This window comes from Arthrobacter dokdonellae (assembly GCF_003268655.1).
Lineage (GTDB): Bacteria > Actinomycetota > Actinomycetes > Actinomycetales > Micrococcaceae > Specibacter > Specibacter dokdonellae.
Genome location: NZ_CP029643.1, coordinates 137,998 through 156,844, shown reverse-complemented (window position 1 = coordinate 156,844; position 18,847 = coordinate 137,998). Strand labels below are relative to the sequence as shown.

Genomic DNA, 18,847 nt, shown 5'->3' with positions numbered 1-18,847 from the left:
CTCAGCGATAGGTGTGTAGTGCGCGTCCGCGCATTATTTTCCCGGGAAGGGAATGTCCCACAATGGATTCGGATTGGAGGGCGACGTCGATAAGGCGGTCAAGGTCGACCCCGGTGTCGATTCCCATTTCATGGCACATGTGCACGAACTCCTCGGTGGCGATGTTCCCGGCGGCGCCGTGGTCCCCACCGAACGGGCATCCGCCCAACCCTGCGACCGAGGCATCGAAGTCACGTGCTCCCAGCTGCATCGCCGCGTAGGCGTTGGCGATACCCATGCCACGGGTATCGTGCAGGTGCATCCGAATGTCGTGTTCGGGCCAACGCTCCCGAACTTCACCGACCGTGCGGCGAATCTGTTCGGGATTGGCCCATCCCATGGTGTCCGCCAAAAGCAAGGTGGGGATATGGACACCTGCGTCCGCTGCTACTGCAAGCGCACGCGTAAAGCGATCGATCACAGCGCCCAGGTCGACGTCTCCTGCGTAGTTACAGCCGAAGGCCGCCGCGACCGACAAGTAGGCCACAGGCACGTTCGCCTCCCGAGCAACCGCGAGAGAATCCGGGATGTCGGCAAGCACCTGCTCGGTGGACCGTCTCATGTTCTTGTGGGAAAACTCCTCGCTGGCCGAGACGATCACCGCGGCCTTGACGTCCAGAGTGTCGACCGCGAGTGCGCGTTCGAGACCCTGCCTGTTCAGGTAAACACAGGTGTATTCGGTGCCCGGCTTCCGAGTGAACCCTGTTGCGACCTGCTCGGCGTCCGCCATTTGCGGAACCCACTTCGGTGAGACGAAAGAGGTAACTTCGATCTCCGGGAAGTTGCACTCGGACAGAAGGTTCACCAGACGTATCTTCTCCGCCGTCGGGATTGGTCCCTTCTCGATCTGCATACCCTCACGCGCGCCTACTTCACGCACAACGACAGACTTAGGCAGTGTCATTAGTCATCCTCCTTTGGGGACACAGCTGGGGGCGCCGCTCCTATCAGCACGGGGCATTTTGCTTGATGGGTTTGCAGTCCAGGGACGTCGTTAGACAAGTGATACACAGCACCAACACGCTCGGCCGGGTTCAAGGACCCCGTGGTGATGAATACCTCGTCCATTGCAGTGCCGCCGAAGCAAACGTTGGTCACGATTTCCTGGGGTATGTTAATGGTGCGCTGCAGACCTCCGTCAGGACCGAAAACAAGCACACGGGATGCGAACGCGTTTGCTACCCAGACACTTCCATCAGCCGCAACCGCTAGCCCATCAGGGATGCCAGCGTCCATCGTGGCGAACAGACGTGGTTCGCCGACACGGCCGCAGGCAACGTCGTAGTCATATACGAAGACAGCCCGCTGACCAGAATCTGCATAGTAGAGGCTGGTGTCGTCTGGGGAGAACGCCAAACCGTTGGTGTGCCGAACCTTAGGTGACGGTATTAGACATCGGGCGGATCCGTCCAAGTCGATGAGCCAGAGACTCCCGTGGTCGGAGAGATGGTTCTCCTCGGTGGGCCGTGATCCTAACATACCGGCTAGCACGCGACCCGCTGCATCGGCACACATATCGCTGAATCCGACCATGCCACTTATTTCAGGGGTGTTGTCTAACAGAACGACCGTCGACGATATATCGGTTCCCTTGTATGCGACATTGCGACCGGATACGACAAGACCGCCCGCCTGATGACGCACTAACCCGCCGATTCCTCGTCGGTGTTGCACGATAATGGCGGGGCCAGTTCCAGTCTCGTTGAGACCAAATACCCCGCCCCCCTCGGCGTCTGCGAATACCAAGCCGGAGGTTGGATCCCAGACCGGCCCCTCTAGTAAACGAAAGCCTGCGGCTATCTTTTCGAGACGGGTCATAGCCGACCAACCTCGATGCCTTCCGACACGCGATCCCACAACTGCTTGACGTTGGATTGCGCATCCGTGCGAAGCGAATGCTTTTGAATTTTTCCGCTCTCAGTTCTCGGCAAGTCTTCGCGTGTATCGATAAATCGCGGCACCATGAAGTACGACATTCGTCCCTCACACCACTTAATCAGATCAGCCGGCACAAAGTTATGGCCTGGCGTAGTAATAAGAGAAACGCCTACTTCTTCGTCTCCGTCAATCGCCACCGCATAGGCGCAGACTTCCGCAATGCCCTCGTAGTCCATCAACACCTGCTCGACCTCGAACGCAGATATATTCTCACCGCGCCTGCGGATTGCGTCCTTCTTTCGATCCTTGAAGTACAGAAATCCGTCTGCGTCGCAAATTCCTAAATCTCCGGTGTGGAACCATTGATTCCGCAGACTAGCCGCTGTTTCGGTCGGCATCTTGTAGTAGCCCGAGGCACTATGCCATGGCGTCTTTGTGCGCAAGACAATCTCGCCAAGTTGTCCGTCAGGTACCTCGAAATCGTTATCGTCAACGATTCGTACCTCAAAATGCGGTGACACCAGTCCGCAAGATCCGAACTTACTAGGAGGATCATCGACCGTCGAAAAGTTTGAAACTCCGAAATCGGTTAATCCGAAACAGGACACTAGCTGGACGTGCCAGCGTTCTTCCATTTGGCGACCGCGGTCTGGTATGGGTCCCGCCATAATTTGGCGAAGGGTGTTCTTGCGCTCATATTCGGATGGATCAAGATTCCAGAGAATGTCACCCATTGAACCTAAAAGGTTTGTCAGAGTGGCACCGTAAGTATATATGTCACGCCAAAACTTGGATGCTGAAAATTTGGGCTTTATAACGACCGTGGCTCCGACCAATAAGCACCCATAAGTGGCGGAATGCAAAGCATTCCCGTGAAACAAGGGCATAGATACGTACATGATGTCGTCGCTGCGATAGCTGTGTGCATCGGCGAACCCCCCGGCCCACGTAAGGGCGTACGCGTGTGTGTACATAACGGCCTTCGATGGGCCGGTCGTCCCTGACGTGTACATCAGGAAGGCTTGATCGTTGTATTTCACGTCAGTTGTGGGCGCAAGTGTATTGCTGGACCGCAGATCGTTGAACTTCAAGACAATGAGATCAGCAGGCAGGTCAGCGCCAGAGGGCGGTTCACCGACGATGATCAAGCGCTTCAAAGAGGAGGTTAGGTGGATGATCGCCGCGATATGCGGAAGGAACTGTGCGTCAGTAATCAGCGTGGTGGCATCAGCGTGATCAAGATTGTAGGCCAGCCCCTTGCCTCTCGCCGATGTGTTCAGCGGGACGGCTACGGCGCCTAGTTTCCCTAAGGCGAAAATTGAGAGCAAAATCTCGGGACCATTACCCAACATAACCGCTACGTGTTCGCCGAAATCAACTCCAGCTGAACCCAGGCCGTTGGCGAGTCTGTTGGTTTCCAGCTCTACCTCCTGATAAGTGAAACTGACTGTTTCGAAGACCAGGCACGGCTTGTCACGGTGTCGTGTGGCTTGGGTCGAGAGAACCTCTCCGATCGTCAAGTCTCGAAGGGCGAACTGCATCAGAACCTCACTTACATAGACTGCGCTCTCTGGATCCAGAACTTCCGAAAGCATGGATAAACTGTGACTCAGAAGACACTGACTGTCAAGAACCCGGGGATTAGTGGCCCTACTGGCTAGCATCCGCATCCAATGCCAGGGAGGGTCGAGCTGCGATCATAGACGTACTGGCCTTACCGGTGGCGGGACTGTGTAAGTCAGCCGTAGAACCCTTGGACAAGGTGACTTGTCCCCGAATTTCGCTACTTGGAGGGAGCCTCGGAGCTGTGCAAAGGATGCATTACGGTGACTGACCTTTCGAGCGATGCTGCATAGCCGCCCGATGTTTAGCCTGGACATGCCCATGGTCGATAGTGGGCACGACCCCGCTTCTCGAGCGGACCAGCAAAATGCGCGATCTTTCCGTGGTGGCAAATACGGCTTTAGGGTACGGCCAGTCCGGGTAGGTGGTACCGCTCGTTTCGGCTAGGTGGTACCGCTGTGGTCCTCTTGGAATACCGGCGGCACATTCGGTGCCGCTGCGTTGAATGGGAGGGCCCTTTGGTGGCGGATTACAGTGCGATCATGGCGTTGGTGTTGGAACGCCGGAGTTACAGCGAGATTGTTCAGCTGGTGGGGTGTTCACGCCGGGAGATTTCCCTGGTGAGCAAGACCGTCAAGGCCCGTGGAATCACGGCGGAGCGGGCGGCGTCGTTGGGCAGGGATGAACTGGCGGAGTTGTTCCCTGACGGTCGGAAGAACATCTCGGCCGGGTTCATGCAGCCGGACTTCGCCGGAATCGTTGCGTCGATGAAATCCAACCGGCACTACACCTTGCAGCAGGCCTGGCACCGGTATGTGCAGGCGCCGGCGGTGCAGGGAAAGAAGTACGGGTATACGCAGTTCTGCCAGTTGTTCAATGACTATGCGGCGGTTCATGAGGTCGTGGCGACGTTGCATCATGAACCTGGGCGGGCCATGCTGGTGGACTGGGCCGGGGATACGCTGCCGCTCGTTGACGCCGTGAGCGGCGAGGTGAGCAAGGCGTACCTGTTCGTCGCGGTATTGCCGTATTCGGGCATGGTTTTTTGCAAGGCGTTTACCGATATGAAGCAGGAAGCGTGGAACAGCGCCCACGTTCAGGCCTTTGAGTCCTATGGCGGTGTCACCCCGATCGTCGTTCCCGATAACGCCGCGACCGCAACGAACCGGCACAGCAAGGGCGATAGCACCCGCATCGTCAACGCCAAATACCAGCAATTGGCGGATCACTACGGCACGGCGGTAGTGCCGGCCGGAGCAAATCGCCCCCGCCACAAGGCCGCTGCCGAGTCCGCGGTGAACGTGGTCAACAAGCGGGTCATCGGGTACCTGAGCGAGGAACTCTGGAACACCCTGGCGGAATTGAACGCGGCCATCGACGAGCGCGTCGATGAGATCAACGAGCAGATCAGGCGCGTGGACGGCACTACCAGGAGCGAGCAGTTCATCGCGGAGGAAGCGTCGCTGTTGCAGCCCTTGCCGGCGGATCGCTTTGAGTCCGTGGAATGGAAGCAGCTGAAAGCCGGTCGGAACTACCACCTGTTGACTGAACAGCCTGCCGGGTTTGGGCATGTCGCAGAGGGACGGGTCAGCTGGGGACATAGCGTCTTGGATCATGGTCGAAGAATCTGATTGTTCCAGGGAGTTGGAATATCTGCGTGTGCCTGCGGTCGGTTCGCTGGAGGCAACCGGGTCGCGGTGGGAGCCGTATCGGCTGGTGGGCGCGGACGGCGGAACAGTCCATGCCGTCGAGGCGTTTTTCGCTGATCTGCTGGCGGCCGGGCGCAGCGAGGCAACCGTCCGCTCGTATGGCATGGATCTGCTGCGCTGGTTCCGTTTCTTGTGGGCGATTGGCGTGGCCTGGGATCGTGCATCCCGGATCGAGGCGCGGGATTTCTGCCGCTGGCTGGCGGTAGTGGCCCGGGAAGGCCGCGGGTATTCAATTTCGGCCCGGCTCCACAGCGAGACGGTGCTGCGGGGCTTCTACGATTTCCACCGCGATGTCGGATCGGGCCCGTTGGTCAATCCGTTCCCGCTTGCTCGGTCCCGACGCACCGGACGGGCGAACGCCCATCACAATCCTATGGATCCCTACCGGCTGGAAAAGTCGGGCTTGTACCGGCCCAAGCCGCAGCGCAGGATTCCACGGAGCATCCCTGATCGGGTTTTCGACGACATCTTCGCGAAGTTGCGCTCGAACAGGGACCGCGCCATGGTGGCCTTCTACGTGTCTACCGGTGCGCGCGCCTCGGAGTTGTTATCGGCCACTCAGGGAGGCGTGGACCCCGGAAGGCAACTGATAACGGTGGTGCGCAAGGGAACCCGGGAAGTGCAGGAATTGCCGGCGTCACCAGACGCGTTTGTGTGGCTACGTTTGTATCAGGTCGAGATGAAAGATGCGATCGGGCAGGGTCCGCTGCAGCCGTTGTGGTGGACGCTGGACCGGCCGGCGCGGCCATTGACCTACCACGCGGCACACCGGATGTTTGAGCGTGCCGGCCAGGCGGCCGGCCAAGAAGCAACGCTACACGCGCTTCGGCACACCGCTGCCTACCGGATGGCCGAGGACCCCTCGATGCCGCTCACAGACGTGCAATACGTCCTTGGTCATGCCCGGCTGACGACCACCCAGATTTACATCACGCCGCGAAAGGAGGACGTGATCGCCCGCGTGTTGGCGCACCACTCCGCCCGCGACCGCATCGAGCAGCCGCCCCCGGCGGCGCCGGGCTACTCGCCAGAAACCCTCGCCGTGCTCTTTGGAAAGGCCACACCATGAGCATCAGCGCCGTTATGGCCCCGGCAGAACAAAGCAAAGACACCAACGGCGACTGGCCACCACAGTCGGATGACACCAGGGACGTGGCCGCATGGCGGGCACGGTTTCCCCCGAGGCCCACCGTCGATCGGTGGCCGGCCACCGGCGTTGACAGGCGGACCTTGGATCAACGGGCGTCGGAAGCGCTGTGTGCCCCGGTATCGAAATCGATGCGGCTGCTGGGCCTTCGCGGATTGTTGATGCTCCTGGACTGGTTGTCAGAGCACCCGGGCGACACCTGGCAGGAACGATGGCTGGCCAGCGGAGCGGACGCGGCGGGCGACGACTGGGCCGAGCTGCCCGCCCGGTGGCTACGTGAGCGCGGCGACTACTCGCCCTCCCGGCTGGAGGTGATGACCAGTTCCTTCCTGATCGCCGTCGGACTCGATGTGGTTCGCCCGTCCTTGCGGTGGCTGCTGACCGGAGGAAAGAAACGCAAGCTGGTCCGTCACCTGACCCGTACCCGCGACGGTGAAGGATTCGCCCGGCTGGGCGACCACTGCGAGCGTGACGAGACAGTCGGCACCGACGTGGGCAAGCACGTGCTGTTTCGTTGCGCCGTGATCGTCGCCGCAAAAGGCGGCACAGTCGAGGACATCACCGTCGGTGATGTCCTCGAGGTCATCGACCTGGAGAAGGAGATTCGCGCCAAAGCACCCTCAGCCGGGGCGAGCATCCGCGTCCTGCGGCAAACCGGGATCATTACAGCAGACGTACCGAGCCTCAAACAGATCCACAGCACCGGGCAACGCACCGTCGAACAACTCGTCGACCGCTACAACATTGCCTGCATCCCAATACGCGACCTGCTGGTCGACTACCTGCGTGAGCGGCAGCCGTCCGTCGACTACTCCACACTGCTGTCGCTGGCCTACGCGCTGGTCCGCTGCTTCTGGGCCGACCTGGAACGCCACCACCAGGGCATCGAATCGTTGAACCTACCCCGCAATATTGCCGGGGCGTGGAAGCGACGACTGAGCACCAAAATTCGCACCATTGTCCGCGACGGCAAGGAAATCCAGATCGAGACCGAGCGACTGTCGCACCTGGATATTCTGGCAGCGGTCCGGGCGTTCTACCTCGACCTGTCCCAGTGGGCATTAGAAGACCCTAGCCGGTGGGCCCCATGGGTGGCACCGTGTCCTATCAGCCAGGACGATCTGTCACGCCGGAAAATGGTGCGGCACCGCAAGGCGCGCATGGACAGCCGCACCCGCTCCCGATTGCCGGTAATGCCCGTATTGACCAACTCCACCACCACCTGGCGCCGTCAATCAACAGCGCTCCTCGCCGCCGGGCTACGCGCCGCGCCCGGCGAACCGTTCACCTCCGACGGCATCACCATGACCAGGATTAAACGTCCGCACGGCACGCAGGCCAACGTCTGGGTCACCAACCCGGACACCGCCAAAAAAACCCTGCTCAACCGCGATGAAGACCATGCATTTTGGGCGTGGGCGGTCATCGAGGTGCTGCGGCACACCGGCGTCCGCATCGAGGAACTGCTTGAGATCAGCCACCACAGCCTGATCCAATACCGGCTGCCGGACAGTGGGGAACTCGTTCCGCTCTTGCAGATCGCCCCGTCTAAAACCGACACCGAACGGTTGCTGGTGGTCAGCCCCGAACTGGCCGAGGTGCTTTCCACGATCATCAGCCGCCACCGCAAACCCGAGGGCACCATCCCCCTGGTCAGCGCCAGAGACGAACACGAACTGGTTTGGCGCCGACCTGCCCCGCTCCTGTTCCAACACCTCGTCAACGGCGAACACCGTGCCATTACCGCACGATTTGTCTCCACCCTGCTCGACGAAGCGCTGGCACGCACCGGCCTGACAGGCCCTGATGACGGGCAGCCGCTCCGGTTCACCCCGCATGATTTCCGCAGGATCTTCATCACCGATGCAATCATGAACGGGCTTCCGCCGCACATCGCGCAGGTCATCGCCGGCCACCAGGACATCGGCGTCACCATGGGATACAAGGCCGTCTATCCAGAGGAAACGATCACCGCCCACCGGGCGTTTATAGCCCGGCGCCGCGCCCTGCGACCGAGCGAGGAATACCGCGAGCCCACCGACGACGAGTGGCAGCAATTCCTTGGCCATTTCCAACGCCGCAAGGTATCGGTCGGGACCTGCGGCCGCGCGTTCGGCAGCAACTGCATCCACGAACACGCCTGCATCCGCTGCTCCCTGCTCTGGCCCGATCCGAACCAGCAGACCCGCCTACTCGAGATCCGCGACAACCTCAAAGCCCGCGTCGTCGAAGCCCATGAGCAAGGCTGGCTCGGTGAAGTCGAAGGCCTCGAAGTCAGTCTCGCCGGCGCCGAAGACAAACTGGCCCAAGTGCAACGGCGCACCAACACATCCGTCGCCCTCGGCATCCCGACCATCGGCCACCAGCCCGCTGGCTGACGCCGGCGATTCGCGATGATATATATGACTCATTCGAGTTCAGAGAACATGTCACCGCCGATTACCAGCACTACTCGGTGCCCTACAAACTCACGGGCAGGATTCTGAAGGTCCGCCTGACCGGCGTGAAGGTCACGGTCTTTGACGGCGAGGCGGTGGCCTGTGAGCATCCGCGCAAGCACGGCCGCAAGGGCCAATACTCGACCCTGGCCGAGCACGTTCCCAAGCAGCACCAGGACATCGACGGGTTATGGTCCCCGAAATGGTTCCTGGACCGTGCCCGCCCCTTCGGTCCGGCGACCGTCACGGTGATCACGGCGATCCTTGAACGAGCGAAAATTCCGGCCCAGGCCTTCCTGGACTGCCAGAACATCCTCGGCGGCCTGGGCAAGAACAACAGGCAGCGCTTGGAAGCGACCTGCCAGCAAATACTCAACCAACACGGGTATCCGACCTACACCACACTCAAACGGCTGATGGCCTCGATGAACAGCGACAGCCAACAAGCGGCGCCGCCACTGCCGGCGGCACCCAACACGAAGAAAGAAACGGCCAACACCCACTCCGGTAACACCAGCGACGTGTTTGTCCGCGGCGCCGACTACTACCAGGAAGGCCGGTAACCGGCAATGTTCACCAGTGCTGACTATGAGAAATTCCGGACCCTGCGCATGACCCAGGTCGCGCTCCAGCTTGAGGGGCTCCTCAAGGACGACGGCAATGACTCCCGGACACCGGAAGACTTGTTCCTCACCGCCGTTGACGAGGCCCTGGAAATCCGGCGTGCCAATCGCATTGACAAGCTCATCGGCAAGGCCCGGTTCCCGATCCCGCACGCATCGATCGAGGAAATCCGGTACCTGCCCGACCGCGGCGTCACATCGGTAAGAATGCAAAGATACGCGGCCCATGACTGGGGTGCGGATCCCACGAACCTGCTGTTGATTTCCCCCACCGGGGCCGGGAAAACCTATATCGCCTGCGCCATCGGGATCGCGGCCTGCCACGCCGAACACACGGTCCACTACACCCGCATGGACGAACTGGCCCGTGAGCTGGTCATCGCCCGCGGCGACAGGATCGCCCACCAAAACCTGCTCAACAAGCTCAGTGAGGTGGATCTGCTCATACTCGACGATTTCCTCACCATCGGCATCGACGAGACCGCCGCGAACGACCTCTTCACGATCCTGGTCAACAGGGACCAACGCCTGCCCACCATGATCGCCAGCCAATCAGGCCCCCGCTACTGGGTCGAGAGCCTGCCGGAGAAAGTCGCCGCCGATTCCATCGTGAACCGGCTCGCCAGCCGGGCCCGCACGATCAACCTCGGCGACATCGACATGCGCCGACTCCACGCCCAAGAAGCCCGCGCAACCCAGGACCACTGGGAATAACCACACCACCCGACAAAAGACCGCCGACCCTACCGGCGACGGCCACCACCCGGTCCTGGCCAGAAATCAAACCCAGCCGCTCCTGGCCAGTACCGGGTCCCCGAAACCAGCGGTACCACCTACCCGGACCGCCCGTACCATCAGGCCGAATTTGCCACGTGGCGCAAGCCGCCAAGACGTTGGTGACATCGCCAGTAGGGAAGACCTCTTAGATTGGTGGTTGCCATAAACTACCAACTGAATCTAAGAGGTCTTCATGTGTCCCACCGTGGGGACTGCCTGACCGAGACGGGGTCCAACTAGATGAGAAGTCGCCCCCTAACTCAAGGCGTCTATTCTGGTCGGTTCCGCTGCAGGGGTTTGATACCTTGCGCGTATTGTCCTGATGATGAACGGCACAATCGTGCCGAGCGCGATGACGATGATTAAGATGAGCGACAAGGGCCTGCTAATGAACGTTGTCCAGTCGCCGTCTGATACGAGTAGGGATCTACGGAGATTCACCTCGAGCATGGGAAGCAGTACGGCTGCCAGGATTGCCGGCGTGAGCGGGAAATCGTTCTCCTGCATTACGTAGCCGAGCAAGCCTATGGCGATAAGCAGCAACAGTGAATAGAAGCTGAATGTCAGGGCATACGCGCCCAGCATCACAAATGCCAATACTCCGCCGTAAAGCAGCGGCGGTGGTGCTTTCAGCATTGGCGTGAAGATGCGAACCATCGGCATGTTCAACGCCAGCAGCATGGCGTTACCTATCAGCATCGACGCGACGATCGTCCAAACGAGTGGACCATCGTTCACGAAAAGTTGAGGTCCCGGCTGCAACCCATACATCTGGTAAACGAAAAGAAGAAGCGCCGTTGTCGCCGATCCTGGTATCGCTAAAGCCAGCATGGGAACCATGGCACCGCCGACTGCAGCGTTGTTTGCAGTCTCAGGACCGGCGACCCCTTCAATTGCTCCCTTGCCAAAGAGTTTTTTCCGCTCGCCCCGGGCAACACTTCGTTCCAATGAGTAGGAGGCAAACGAGCCAAGTGTCGGTCCGAGGCCAGGTATCACTCCGGCCAAGAATCCAACTACGGATCCTCGGGCGTAAGGTCCCACTGATAGGCGAAGGTCTTCCTTATTCATCCAAGCCCGTTGGATATGCGTCGTAGACGAGGGCTTCCGGTCACCGACTGCGAGGTGACGAAGCGCCTCTGGCACGGCGAAAAGGGCCATGGCAACTAGAGCGATGTCGATACCGTCGGAAAGCTCGATAGCCCCTCCGGTCCAACGTTCCACTCCGTTTTGCGGATCGAGCCCGACCACGCCGAATGACATTCCGATAAGCACGGAGATACCGGCCTTCAGCTTAGACCCACTCATCAAGGATGCCGTGAGTGCAAGTGCTCCGAGGAGCAAAACAGTGTATTCAGCGGCTCCGAACGTTGTGGCGAGGGTGACCAGAGCCGGAGACAGAAAAACTAGACCGATGACGGCTAATGTGCCGCCAATGAACGAACCGACGGCGGCGGTGGCCAGGGCAGGACCAGCGTGTCCCTTTTTGGCCATCTGATGGCCGTCGAGCGCTGTGACAGCTGATGCCACCTCGCCGGGTGTTCGTATGAGTATGGAAGTAATTGATCCGCCGTACATCGCACCGTAGTAAACACCTGAAAGCAGTATCAGGCCGCTAGTGGGTTCGAGACCGAATGTAAGCGGAATCAAAAGTGCAATGGCCGTGATGGGACCGAGTCCAGGGAGCACTCCGACGATTGTGCCGATGAGAACGCCCAGGAAAACGAACATCAGATTGGTCGGGGTTACTGCAGACCCGAGGCCAGCTAGGAGAGAACCGAACGCGTCCATTCAGCCTCCTACCGGTAGTCCGAGCACGCCTACAGGAAGCGGTACGCGGAGGAGTTGGGTGAAACCCAGATAAACAATGGCTGAGAAGCCTATGGCGAACAGCACGTTCCGCTTCCATTTAGCCGGGTCGATGACAGTAACTACGATCCCGAGAAAAACCGCCGTCGACAGCACGTAACCCAGAGGGATAAAGGCGAAAGCATAGCCGACAAAGAGGAGGACCATGACAAGGAGTTTCTTTAGCGGGACGGGTGGTTCGGACTCCTTCAAAAGCGCTTCTACGTCGCTTTCGGCTTGGGAAAATGTTTGCGTACCGGTGTGGGACGCCCGCGCCGTCCGAATACCGGCGAAGAGAAGCACGGCACCGCCGGCCATAAGCAGGGTCGCTAGGGCAACAGGCAACGTCCCCGGACCAATTCCCGCTTTAGTCCCAACAGTAGTGTCTATGCCGAGCGCGCTGACAAGTAGAAGTGAGCCCGCAACAAGCACGCCGAGTCCACACAGCAAGTCGGAGCGCCTACGGGATAAAGCGGTGGTCTTTTCAGCTGACACTGCTGTGGTCACCCCTTCTCAATTTTCGTGAAGGCATCGGTCACCTGCTGGTTCGTTTCCTTCAGAAAGGTATTGAGATCCTCACCGGTCCGGTAGCTCGTTACCCACTGGTTCTTCTCCGCGGCATCACGCCATTCCTTTGTCTCGAGTGCTTCCTTAATCGCGTTCTGCCAGTACTTGACGGCGTAATCAGGCATGTTAGGGGGGCCGTAAATCCCGCGCCAGTTTGCGATCGTGACGTCATAACCCAGCTCAGTTGTAGTCGGAACATCGCTCAGCTTTTCGTAACGCTCCTTGCCCACTACAGCCAGAGCTTTGAGATCCCCAGATGTGATGAGGGGAAGCAATTCGCTGCTGCCAGCAATAGCGACGTCTATGTCTCCGGAAAGCAGAGCGGTGGATTGTTCCCCGCCACCCTCGTAGGCCACAAAGTTGATTTTGGACGCGTCACCGCCCGCAGCTTCAACCAGCAACGCGAAGGGCATTTGATCATCCGATGCAGCGCCAACGGGTACCGACCCCGGGTTGGAAACGACCGCCTCGAGGACCGACGGCAGGTCACGATAGGCCGAGTCCGCGTTTGCGACAACGGCAAAATTTTCGGTCATCAGCTGCGCGATCATGGTGACATCGTCATAGTTGAACTCAGACTTGCCACGAGCATGATTCGTCATCATCACCAATGATGTGACGGAAAGGCGATCGTCAGCGCCGGAATACTTATCGATCATTTGCGAAGCCCAGAGCCCGCCGTCTGCCCCAGGCCGGTTATCGATAGGGGTGGGGACATCTACAATCTTATTTTTCCCCAGTACTTCTGTAAGCGTTCGCAGCGTTAGCCTCGATTTTTCATGACTCGGGGATTTTCGTGGATCAGGGCTTACCGGCTGCCTGATGGTTCTGATTTTGGCATGTGGGTGTGACAACGTGGCCGCTGCCGTGGCGGTTGGTGGTGACGGGTTCCACGCCGGTCACGGCGGTGCTGGTGTTTTCTGAATGGGTTTGGGCGGGTGGCGGTCCCGGTTATGGCGGGCTCAGTGCCGCGAGGCGTTTAATGCCTTTGATCAGGAGTTGCACGTCCGGTGCCGTGGAGGCCAGGTGGAGGGTGGTTCGGCGGGCGTGGCTGACGATCCTGCCGGCGATTTCAAACAGCCTGGCGCGGAGCTTTTTCGGTTCCCAGCGCCTGGCCTTCGTCCCGGTGAACGCGACCATCTGGGTCCAGGCCATGATCTCGGCGGCGAGCATGACCACATGGCACCAGAGCTCGTTGGCGGCGAAGGACTTGAAGGGCAGGTTCGCGAATCCGGTGTCCTTGGCGTTGCGGATCCGGTCCTCGCACCGGGCCCGCAGCCGGTGGCGGACTTCCAGCACGGCCAGCTGGCCCTTCTTTTGGTTCGTTGCGATGGCCGTGTAGCGGTGCCCGTCGATGTCGGTGATCCGCAGCTGCGCCCCCACGTGCGGGACTTCCTTGCGGACAATGACCCGCATCCCCTTCGGCCAGGCCGCGAGGTCCAGCATCCCGGTGATGTCGGCGACCCAGGCGCCGTCGCGTTCAAACCCGTCGCTGTCGTAGGCCCTGGTCCACCCCGTCTTGGGGATCAGGGGCAGCATCTTGGCCACGGCGTCGGTGATGGTGAACCCGACGGAGTAGGAAAAGTTGCGGTGCTTGGCGGTGAGCCAGTTCAGGAAGTCGTGCGTGCCGCCCGCGGAATCGGTGCGGATCATGATCTTCCGCCCGGCCCGGTACCCTTCCGGGAGCTGCTTCAGGGAGTCCCTGACGACCTGAATATGGTCGGTGGCCGTGTTGGATCCGGCATTACCGGGCCGCAGCAGCGTCACCAACGGCTCCCCGGTCCCCGACAGGCCGTGGTCCACGAAGGAACACAACGGGTGGAAGCCGAAACCCTTCTTCCACGTCGGACGTGCGTCTTCCTTCTCCGAGTGAGAATTCAGCAGCGACGCATCGATGTCGATGGTGAGGGGATTCTCCGCGCTGACGCCGTGCAGCGGGGAATCCTCCTCGGCGTGCGCCCACACATGGGCACGGGCCTTGGCGCGGGCCTCATTGACTACGGCCAACGCCTGTGCCGGCTTGACCGTTGACAAGACCTTAACCAGCCGGCTGATCGTCGGGTCGGACGCGACGAGCCCGTACACCTCGGGCTGGTTGCGGAGCCGGTCCACATCCGACACGGCGTCCCCACCCGTGGCCAGCGACAAGGCCAGGTCCGTGAGGATCTTTCCCGGGTCGTGCCGGGCGAAGGGCTTGCGCCACGGTCCCAGCGCTTCCGACAGGCCGGCGCCAAGGCCGGAGCCCCGGAGCATCGAGGCCAGGATCGCCCCGCCGGCCTGGGACACGATGCCGTCCCCGGCGCCATCCACTCGGACAGTCGGGTAAAAGCCGGTAAAGTAGTTGTCGGGTAGCCCGAGCCCATTGCTGAGCCCGGGCCCCCTCAGAACCGGACGTGCGACTTTCACCGCATCCGGCTCAAGCAAGTCCCGAAGGACGTCTTCACTGATTTTTTGCTTGAGGTGCTGCCTGCCGTTTTCTTATTCGATGAAGGCAGTCAGCGTGTAGGAGTTGTTGCGTGGTTAGATCGCCATTGCCTCCGGATACTGCCGTTACGAGTGCTTTCTTTCTTATGGCATTCGGCACGGACCTGGCCCACGTTTCCCATTGTTGCGGGGTTTGTGGACTTTCGTCGGCGTAGAGCAAGAGCGCCCCACAAGCAGTGCAGCGCCCTTGTTGACGGATCAACAAAGACGCTGTTCTGCCGTTGAGCCGGGAAAAGCTCTTGTTTCGCCGCAGATTCCAATACTGTTCAAGGGCTGGGTCGTCCGGAGATGCCATGCCCATGACCAAGTTGTGACGGACGATCTTGGTCCAGGCAAAACAACGCAGGAAGAGACCGGTGTTCCGGTCGCCAAATACCCAGTTGTCCTGCCTGGCCTCGTTGAACCTTCCGAAGTACCGGTCTTTAACCCAGCGCTTCGGCTTGTTCGGGTGAGTGCGTAACGCCCACCGGTAGAGGCAGCTCCATAGATGATGATCAAGGAGAGAAAACACCTCCGTTGAAACCACGCCCCTGTAGTACGCGGACCAGCCCCGAATAATCGGGTTGAGCCGCCGGATCACAGTTTCGGCATTGAATCCTCGCAAATCATGAACCTCCGAGGTCAGCCTCTGTCGCATCCGATGTACTGCTGCAGGGCTGGGCTTAATAAGTAGCTTTCCGCCATATCGTCGGATGTTGAACCCCAGAAAATCAAAGCCCTGATCAATATGCACAATATGGGTTTTGTCCATGTTGAAGGCAAGGCCCCTTGGGGCAAGCCACTTATCCAATCGTGCCTGAGCAGCCTCGGCCTGCTTCTTGGTATGGCAGATGACGAGAAAATCGTCAGCATACCGAGTCAGCACCGGTGATTCCCTGGCTACGCGTGCATGATGAGCATTGCGCTCAACGTATTGCACCCCTGCAGCGTCCTCCATCCCATCTAAAGCGACGTTAAGCAGCATTGGACTGATCACCCCGCCCTGAGGAGTGCCCTCCTCAGTCCGCGAGAAGCTGCCCTTCTCCATCACCCCAGCTGACAGCCAATCGGCAATCATGGCCCGCGCGGGAAATGACCCTATTTTGGCCATCAGATAGTCGTGATCGATCCGATCGAACGCGGCAGACAGATCCGCATCAAGAACCCATAAACGTCTGGCCCTGCGGCCACGCAACGTGAGATAGATTGCTTGAATTGCATCGGCACAGCCGCGCCCGGGCCGGAACCCATAGGAGCGCGGTTCGAACCGCGCTTCCCATTCTGGTTCCAATGCGTTGGAAACACGGGCTTGTTGCACCCGGTCCCGCAGCACTGGAATTCCCAGTGGGCGCTGCTTTCCATTCGCTTTCGGGATATACACCCGTTTGACCGGCAAGGCTTTCCAAAGAGCCCTCTGGTGATGGATGTCCGCCACCAATGAAGCCCTTTCCGGGGATGTCAGTGCAACTTCCCCGTCGATGCCTGCCGTCGCATGGCCCGCATTTCGCTGCGCAACCCGTCGGACGCTGTGAAGCGTGTTAGACCAGCTACGCAGCATCAGCTTTTGCAGATTTCGGACCTGTTTCAAGTCCTCCGTCTGCGACGCCTTGAAGATTCGCTGCCTCAACCTCCGTACGTCGGCATCAACCAGTTCCCAATTGATGGCATCCCAGTCAATGTCTTCGCCTCGCGGTCCGTTCACCACGGCGGCGACCGCAACGGACATGTCCGCCACCTCCACAGCCATGGTGTCTAACTTGTCCACGAGTTCCAGCGCATCCACAGTCACTACCTCCAAAGACTCACCTGGCCCACGTCAGCACCGCCCCCAAAAAAAAAGGGCGTCCGGGCAGATTGCCCGGTATCCAGCCAGTTATACGGGCCTGCCGCAGAAGGAAACGGCACTACAGACCCGGTTTTCCTGTCGCCTTTCGGCCACTGGCATTAAGCTTCTTGAGCCATCCTGTTCCCGCCACCATGATCGGCTTTCCTTACGGTTAGCCCACCGGAAAATGCCCGGATTAGGACGGGGTTTCCACGTTCCACATGCGTAAGACCCGGCCGGGGTGGGTGCCGCCTATATCCCGGGGCGGCGGTGTTCCCACGACCGGCCAGATGCCACCGGTCGCCGCCTGCCATTTCACACTGGCCAGCCCTGCACCCCGGTACCAGCTCCATCTTCCGAGGTTCACCCTGACGGGACGTCAATAGCGGTTCACTTTCGTTCACCCGTCCGGCCTTCCCCTTGCCTGTGGCTCCCGGATGGAACGGGCGCCCTTGGGCTTCTCCTCCGAGCTTCACACCCCGCCGTTACCAGCAACGCATGTCAGAGTGGGGACAGGCCACGAACACTAGCCTGAGCTACGTCACCGACAACATCGCCGACCTCCTCATAACGAGCCACTTAACACATGCGACCTCGTGTCGCACCACCTGCAGGGTGCTCCTGATGTGTCTAGAAAATGGTGTGTGGTAACAACATTTTCCCACGTCAGAGGCACCTTTCAGGCATTAATGACGCCAGCCCGACACGCCCTCATGAAACACCGAGGTTAGATCGAAGCCGCTGCCGGGTGCCCCGCCCACAGTCATGTTGATGGGACCGTCGGGATATTTTTCTTCACCGCCCGTAGTCGAGGCGTTGCCGGCGCCTCAGCCTGTGGCTGTGAGACCGAGGATCAGGCATAGTGCTGCAAACGAAATCTTTTTCATTGAGACTCTTTCTATGATTGTGGCCTTCCTCGGAAAGGCCGTGCCGAACACCCTCATTGGTGCTAGGGCGTGTCTCCTAATGCCTGGTTCCGGGCTTTGACATAATTTTCGGGTGTCTTCTCGTTACTCTGTTTTGTCTGATGCCCAGTGGGAGTTCATTGCCCCGTTGATGCCGAGCTCGTCGGGGAAGGCTGGGCGGCCGTTCAATGACCACCGGCTCACGACGGAAGGCATCATTTACCGGTACCGGGCCGGGATTCCCTGGCGGGATCTGCCACCACATTTTGGTGCGTGGCAGTCGGTGTGGAAGCGTCACCGCCGCTACAGCCTGGACGGCACGTGGGACCAGGTCCTGGCCGCCTTGCTGACCCGTGCCGATGCGGTCGGGCTGATCAGCTGGGAAGTCTCGGTGGATTCCACGGTCAACCGCGCCCACCAGCACGGCACGAACCTGCCCCGCCACACAGGGGGACCTGTCGAATTACAAGAACCTGCTGGATGAGCCCGCCGACCATGCCATCGGCAAGTCCCGCGGCGGACTGACCACCAAGATCCACGCCTTGGTCGACGGCAACAAACGCCCGCTGGTGTTGCTGCTTGGCCCCGGCCAGGGCGGGGACGCGCCCATGTTTGAAAACCTCATGGAAGCGTTGAGAGTAGAGCGGGCAGGTCCCGGGCGGGCGCGAACCCGCCCGGACCGTGCCATGGCCGACAAGGCCTACTCCTCCAAAGGGATCCGCAGCTACCTGCGCACCCACGGCATCCAATGCGTGATCCCCGAGAAGGAAGACCAGAAAGCCAACCGCAAGCGCAAGGGATCCGTCGGCGGCCGGCCCGTCACCTACGACAAGGAAGCCTACAAACGCCGCAACGTCGTCGAGCGCAGCTTCAACACCCTGAAGCAATGGCGCGGACTGGCCACACGCTACGACAAACTCGCCCAAACCTACCGATCAGCCGCCGTCCTGCAAGCAGTCGTCATCTGGACCGCAGCATTAGGAGACACGCCCTAGCGGCATGCTGATTGGTCGAGAGATCGGCTTCTTGCTGAGAGATCTGGACGTGGGAGACGTCGATACTTCCTGT

The 18,847-nt window shown here is 60.0% G+C and carries 14 protein-coding genes; 6 read left to right on the top strand and 8 right to left on the bottom strand.

Annotated elements, in window-relative coordinates:
- Position 1: 1 nt before the first annotated feature.
- Genes DMB86_RS20135 through DMB86_RS20125 form a run of 3 tightly spaced genes read right to left on the bottom strand, consistent with a single transcriptional unit; the run spans position 2 to position 3,512 of the window.
- Complete coding sequence (locus DMB86_RS20135; RefSeq protein WP_113719806.1) at positions 2–943, bottom strand: hydroxymethylglutaryl-CoA lyase; 942 nt, start codon at positions 941–943, stop codon at positions 2–4.
- On the bottom strand, positions 943–1,857 hold the full coding sequence (locus DMB86_RS20130; RefSeq protein WP_113719814.1) for an SMP-30/gluconolactonase/LRE family protein: 915 nt from the start codon (positions 1,855–1,857) through the stop codon (positions 943–945). Before DMB86_RS20130 ends, DMB86_RS20135 begins: the two co-directional genes overlap by 1 nt.
- Positions 1,854–3,512, bottom strand: a complete 1,659-nt coding sequence (locus tag DMB86_RS20125; RefSeq protein ID WP_171814630.1) for an AMP-binding protein — start codon at positions 3,510–3,512, stop codon at positions 1,854–1,856. The genes DMB86_RS20130 and DMB86_RS20125 overlap by 4 nt, the downstream gene beginning before the upstream one ends.
- A 489-nt stretch (positions 3,513–4,001) precedes the next feature.
- On the opposite strand from DMB86_RS20125, the gene istA reads away from it, so the two are divergent.
- Genes istA through DMB86_RS20100 form a run of 5 tightly spaced genes read left to right on the top strand, consistent with a single transcriptional unit; the run spans position 4,002 to position 10,111 of the window.
- On the top strand, positions 4,002–5,111 hold the full coding sequence (gene istA / locus DMB86_RS20120) for an IS21 family transposase (RefSeq protein ID WP_129545617.1): 1,110 nt from the start codon (positions 4,002–4,004) through the stop codon (positions 5,109–5,111).
- Positions 5,095–6,258, top strand: a complete 1,164-nt coding sequence (locus DMB86_RS20115) for a tyrosine-type recombinase/integrase (protein WP_113716834.1) — start codon at positions 5,095–5,097, stop codon at positions 6,256–6,258. Before istA ends, DMB86_RS20115 begins: the two co-directional genes overlap by 17 nt.
- Positions 6,255–8,714 (top strand): tyrosine-type recombinase/integrase, encoded by a 2,460-nt coding sequence (locus tag DMB86_RS20110; RefSeq protein ID WP_227878548.1) that lies wholly within the window; start codon positions 6,255–6,257, stop codon positions 8,712–8,714. Before DMB86_RS20115 ends, DMB86_RS20110 begins: the two co-directional genes overlap by 4 nt.
- Positions 8,666–9,337 (top strand): Mu transposase domain-containing protein, encoded by a 672-nt coding sequence (locus DMB86_RS20105; RefSeq protein ID WP_418202342.1) that lies wholly within the window; start codon positions 8,666–8,668, stop codon positions 9,335–9,337. The genes DMB86_RS20110 and DMB86_RS20105 overlap by 49 nt, the downstream gene beginning before the upstream one ends.
- 6 nt (positions 9,338–9,343) lie before the next feature.
- A complete protein-coding gene (locus tag DMB86_RS20100; protein WP_113719810.1) occupies positions 9,344–10,111 on the top strand; it encodes an ATP-binding protein in 768 nt (255 codons plus the stop codon).
- A gap of 318 nt (positions 10,112–10,429) precedes the next feature.
- On the opposite strand, the gene DMB86_RS20095 is transcribed toward DMB86_RS20100, so the two are convergent.
- The 5 genes from DMB86_RS20095 to ltrA all read right to left on the bottom strand — a co-directional run bounded on the left by DMB86_RS20095 (position 10,430) and on the right by ltrA (position 16,832).
- On the bottom strand, positions 10,430–11,962 hold the full coding sequence (locus DMB86_RS20095; protein ID WP_113719809.1) for a tripartite tricarboxylate transporter permease: 1,533 nt from the start codon (positions 11,960–11,962) through the stop codon (positions 10,430–10,432).
- A complete protein-coding gene (locus DMB86_RS20090; RefSeq protein WP_113719808.1) occupies positions 11,963–12,526 on the bottom strand; it encodes a tripartite tricarboxylate transporter TctB family protein in 564 nt (187 codons plus the stop codon).
- A complete protein-coding gene (locus DMB86_RS20085) occupies positions 12,523–13,440 on the bottom strand; it encodes a tripartite tricarboxylate transporter substrate binding protein (protein ID WP_113719807.1) in 918 nt (305 codons plus the stop codon). Before DMB86_RS20085 ends, DMB86_RS20090 begins: the two co-directional genes overlap by 4 nt.
- 97 nt (positions 13,441–13,537) lie before the next feature.
- Entirely contained in the window at positions 13,538–14,971 is a 1,434-nt protein-coding gene (locus DMB86_RS20080; RefSeq protein ID WP_113719834.1) for an IS1380 family transposase, read from the bottom strand.
- 55 nt (positions 14,972–15,026) lie between these two features.
- Positions 15,027–16,832 carry a group II intron reverse transcriptase/maturase gene (gene ltrA / locus DMB86_RS20075; protein ID WP_335645041.1) on the bottom strand — a complete coding sequence of 602 codons (1,806 nt, stop codon included), beginning with the start codon at positions 16,830–16,832 and terminating at the stop codon, positions 15,027–15,029.
- 1,098 nt (positions 16,833–17,930) lie between these two features.
- On the opposite strand from ltrA, the gene DMB86_RS20070 reads away from it, so the two are divergent.
- Positions 17,931–18,774 (top strand): IS5 family transposase gene (locus DMB86_RS20070; protein WP_418202341.1). Its coding sequence is split into 2 segments (ribosomal slippage): positions 17,931–18,257 and positions 18,259–18,774, totalling 843 coding nucleotides; the frame shifts between segments, so codons are not numbered across the junction.
- The last annotated feature ends 73 nt before the right edge of the window (positions 18,775–18,847 follow it).

What these genes read in the sequence shown, in the direction of transcription:
- DMB86_RS20100 (WP_113719810.1), top strand. Translation starts at nt 9,344, where the DNA reads ATGTTCACCAGTGCTGACTATGAGAAATTCCGGACCCTGCGCATGACC.
- DMB86_RS20130 (WP_113719814.1), bottom strand. Translation starts at nt 1,857, where the DNA reads ATGACCCGTCTCGAAAAGATAGCCGCAGGCTTTCGTTTACTAGAGGGG.
- DMB86_RS20095 (WP_113719809.1), bottom strand. Translation starts at nt 11,962, where the DNA reads ATGGACGCGTTCGGTTCTCTCCTAGCTGGCCTCGGGTCTGCAGTAACC.
- DMB86_RS20125 (WP_171814630.1), bottom strand. Translation starts at nt 3,512, where the DNA reads ATGCTTTCGGAAGTTCTGGATCCAGAGAGCGCAGTCTATGTAAGTGAG.
- DMB86_RS20135 (WP_113719806.1), bottom strand. Translation starts at nt 943, where the DNA reads ATGACACTGCCTAAGTCTGTCGTTGTGCGTGAAGTAGGCGCGCGTGAG.
- DMB86_RS20115 (WP_113716834.1), top strand. Translation starts at nt 5,095, where the DNA reads ATGGTCGAAGAATCTGATTGTTCCAGGGAGTTGGAATATCTGCGTGTG.
- DMB86_RS20110 (WP_227878548.1), top strand. Translation starts at nt 6,255, where the DNA reads ATGAGCATCAGCGCCGTTATGGCCCCGGCAGAACAAAGCAAAGACACC.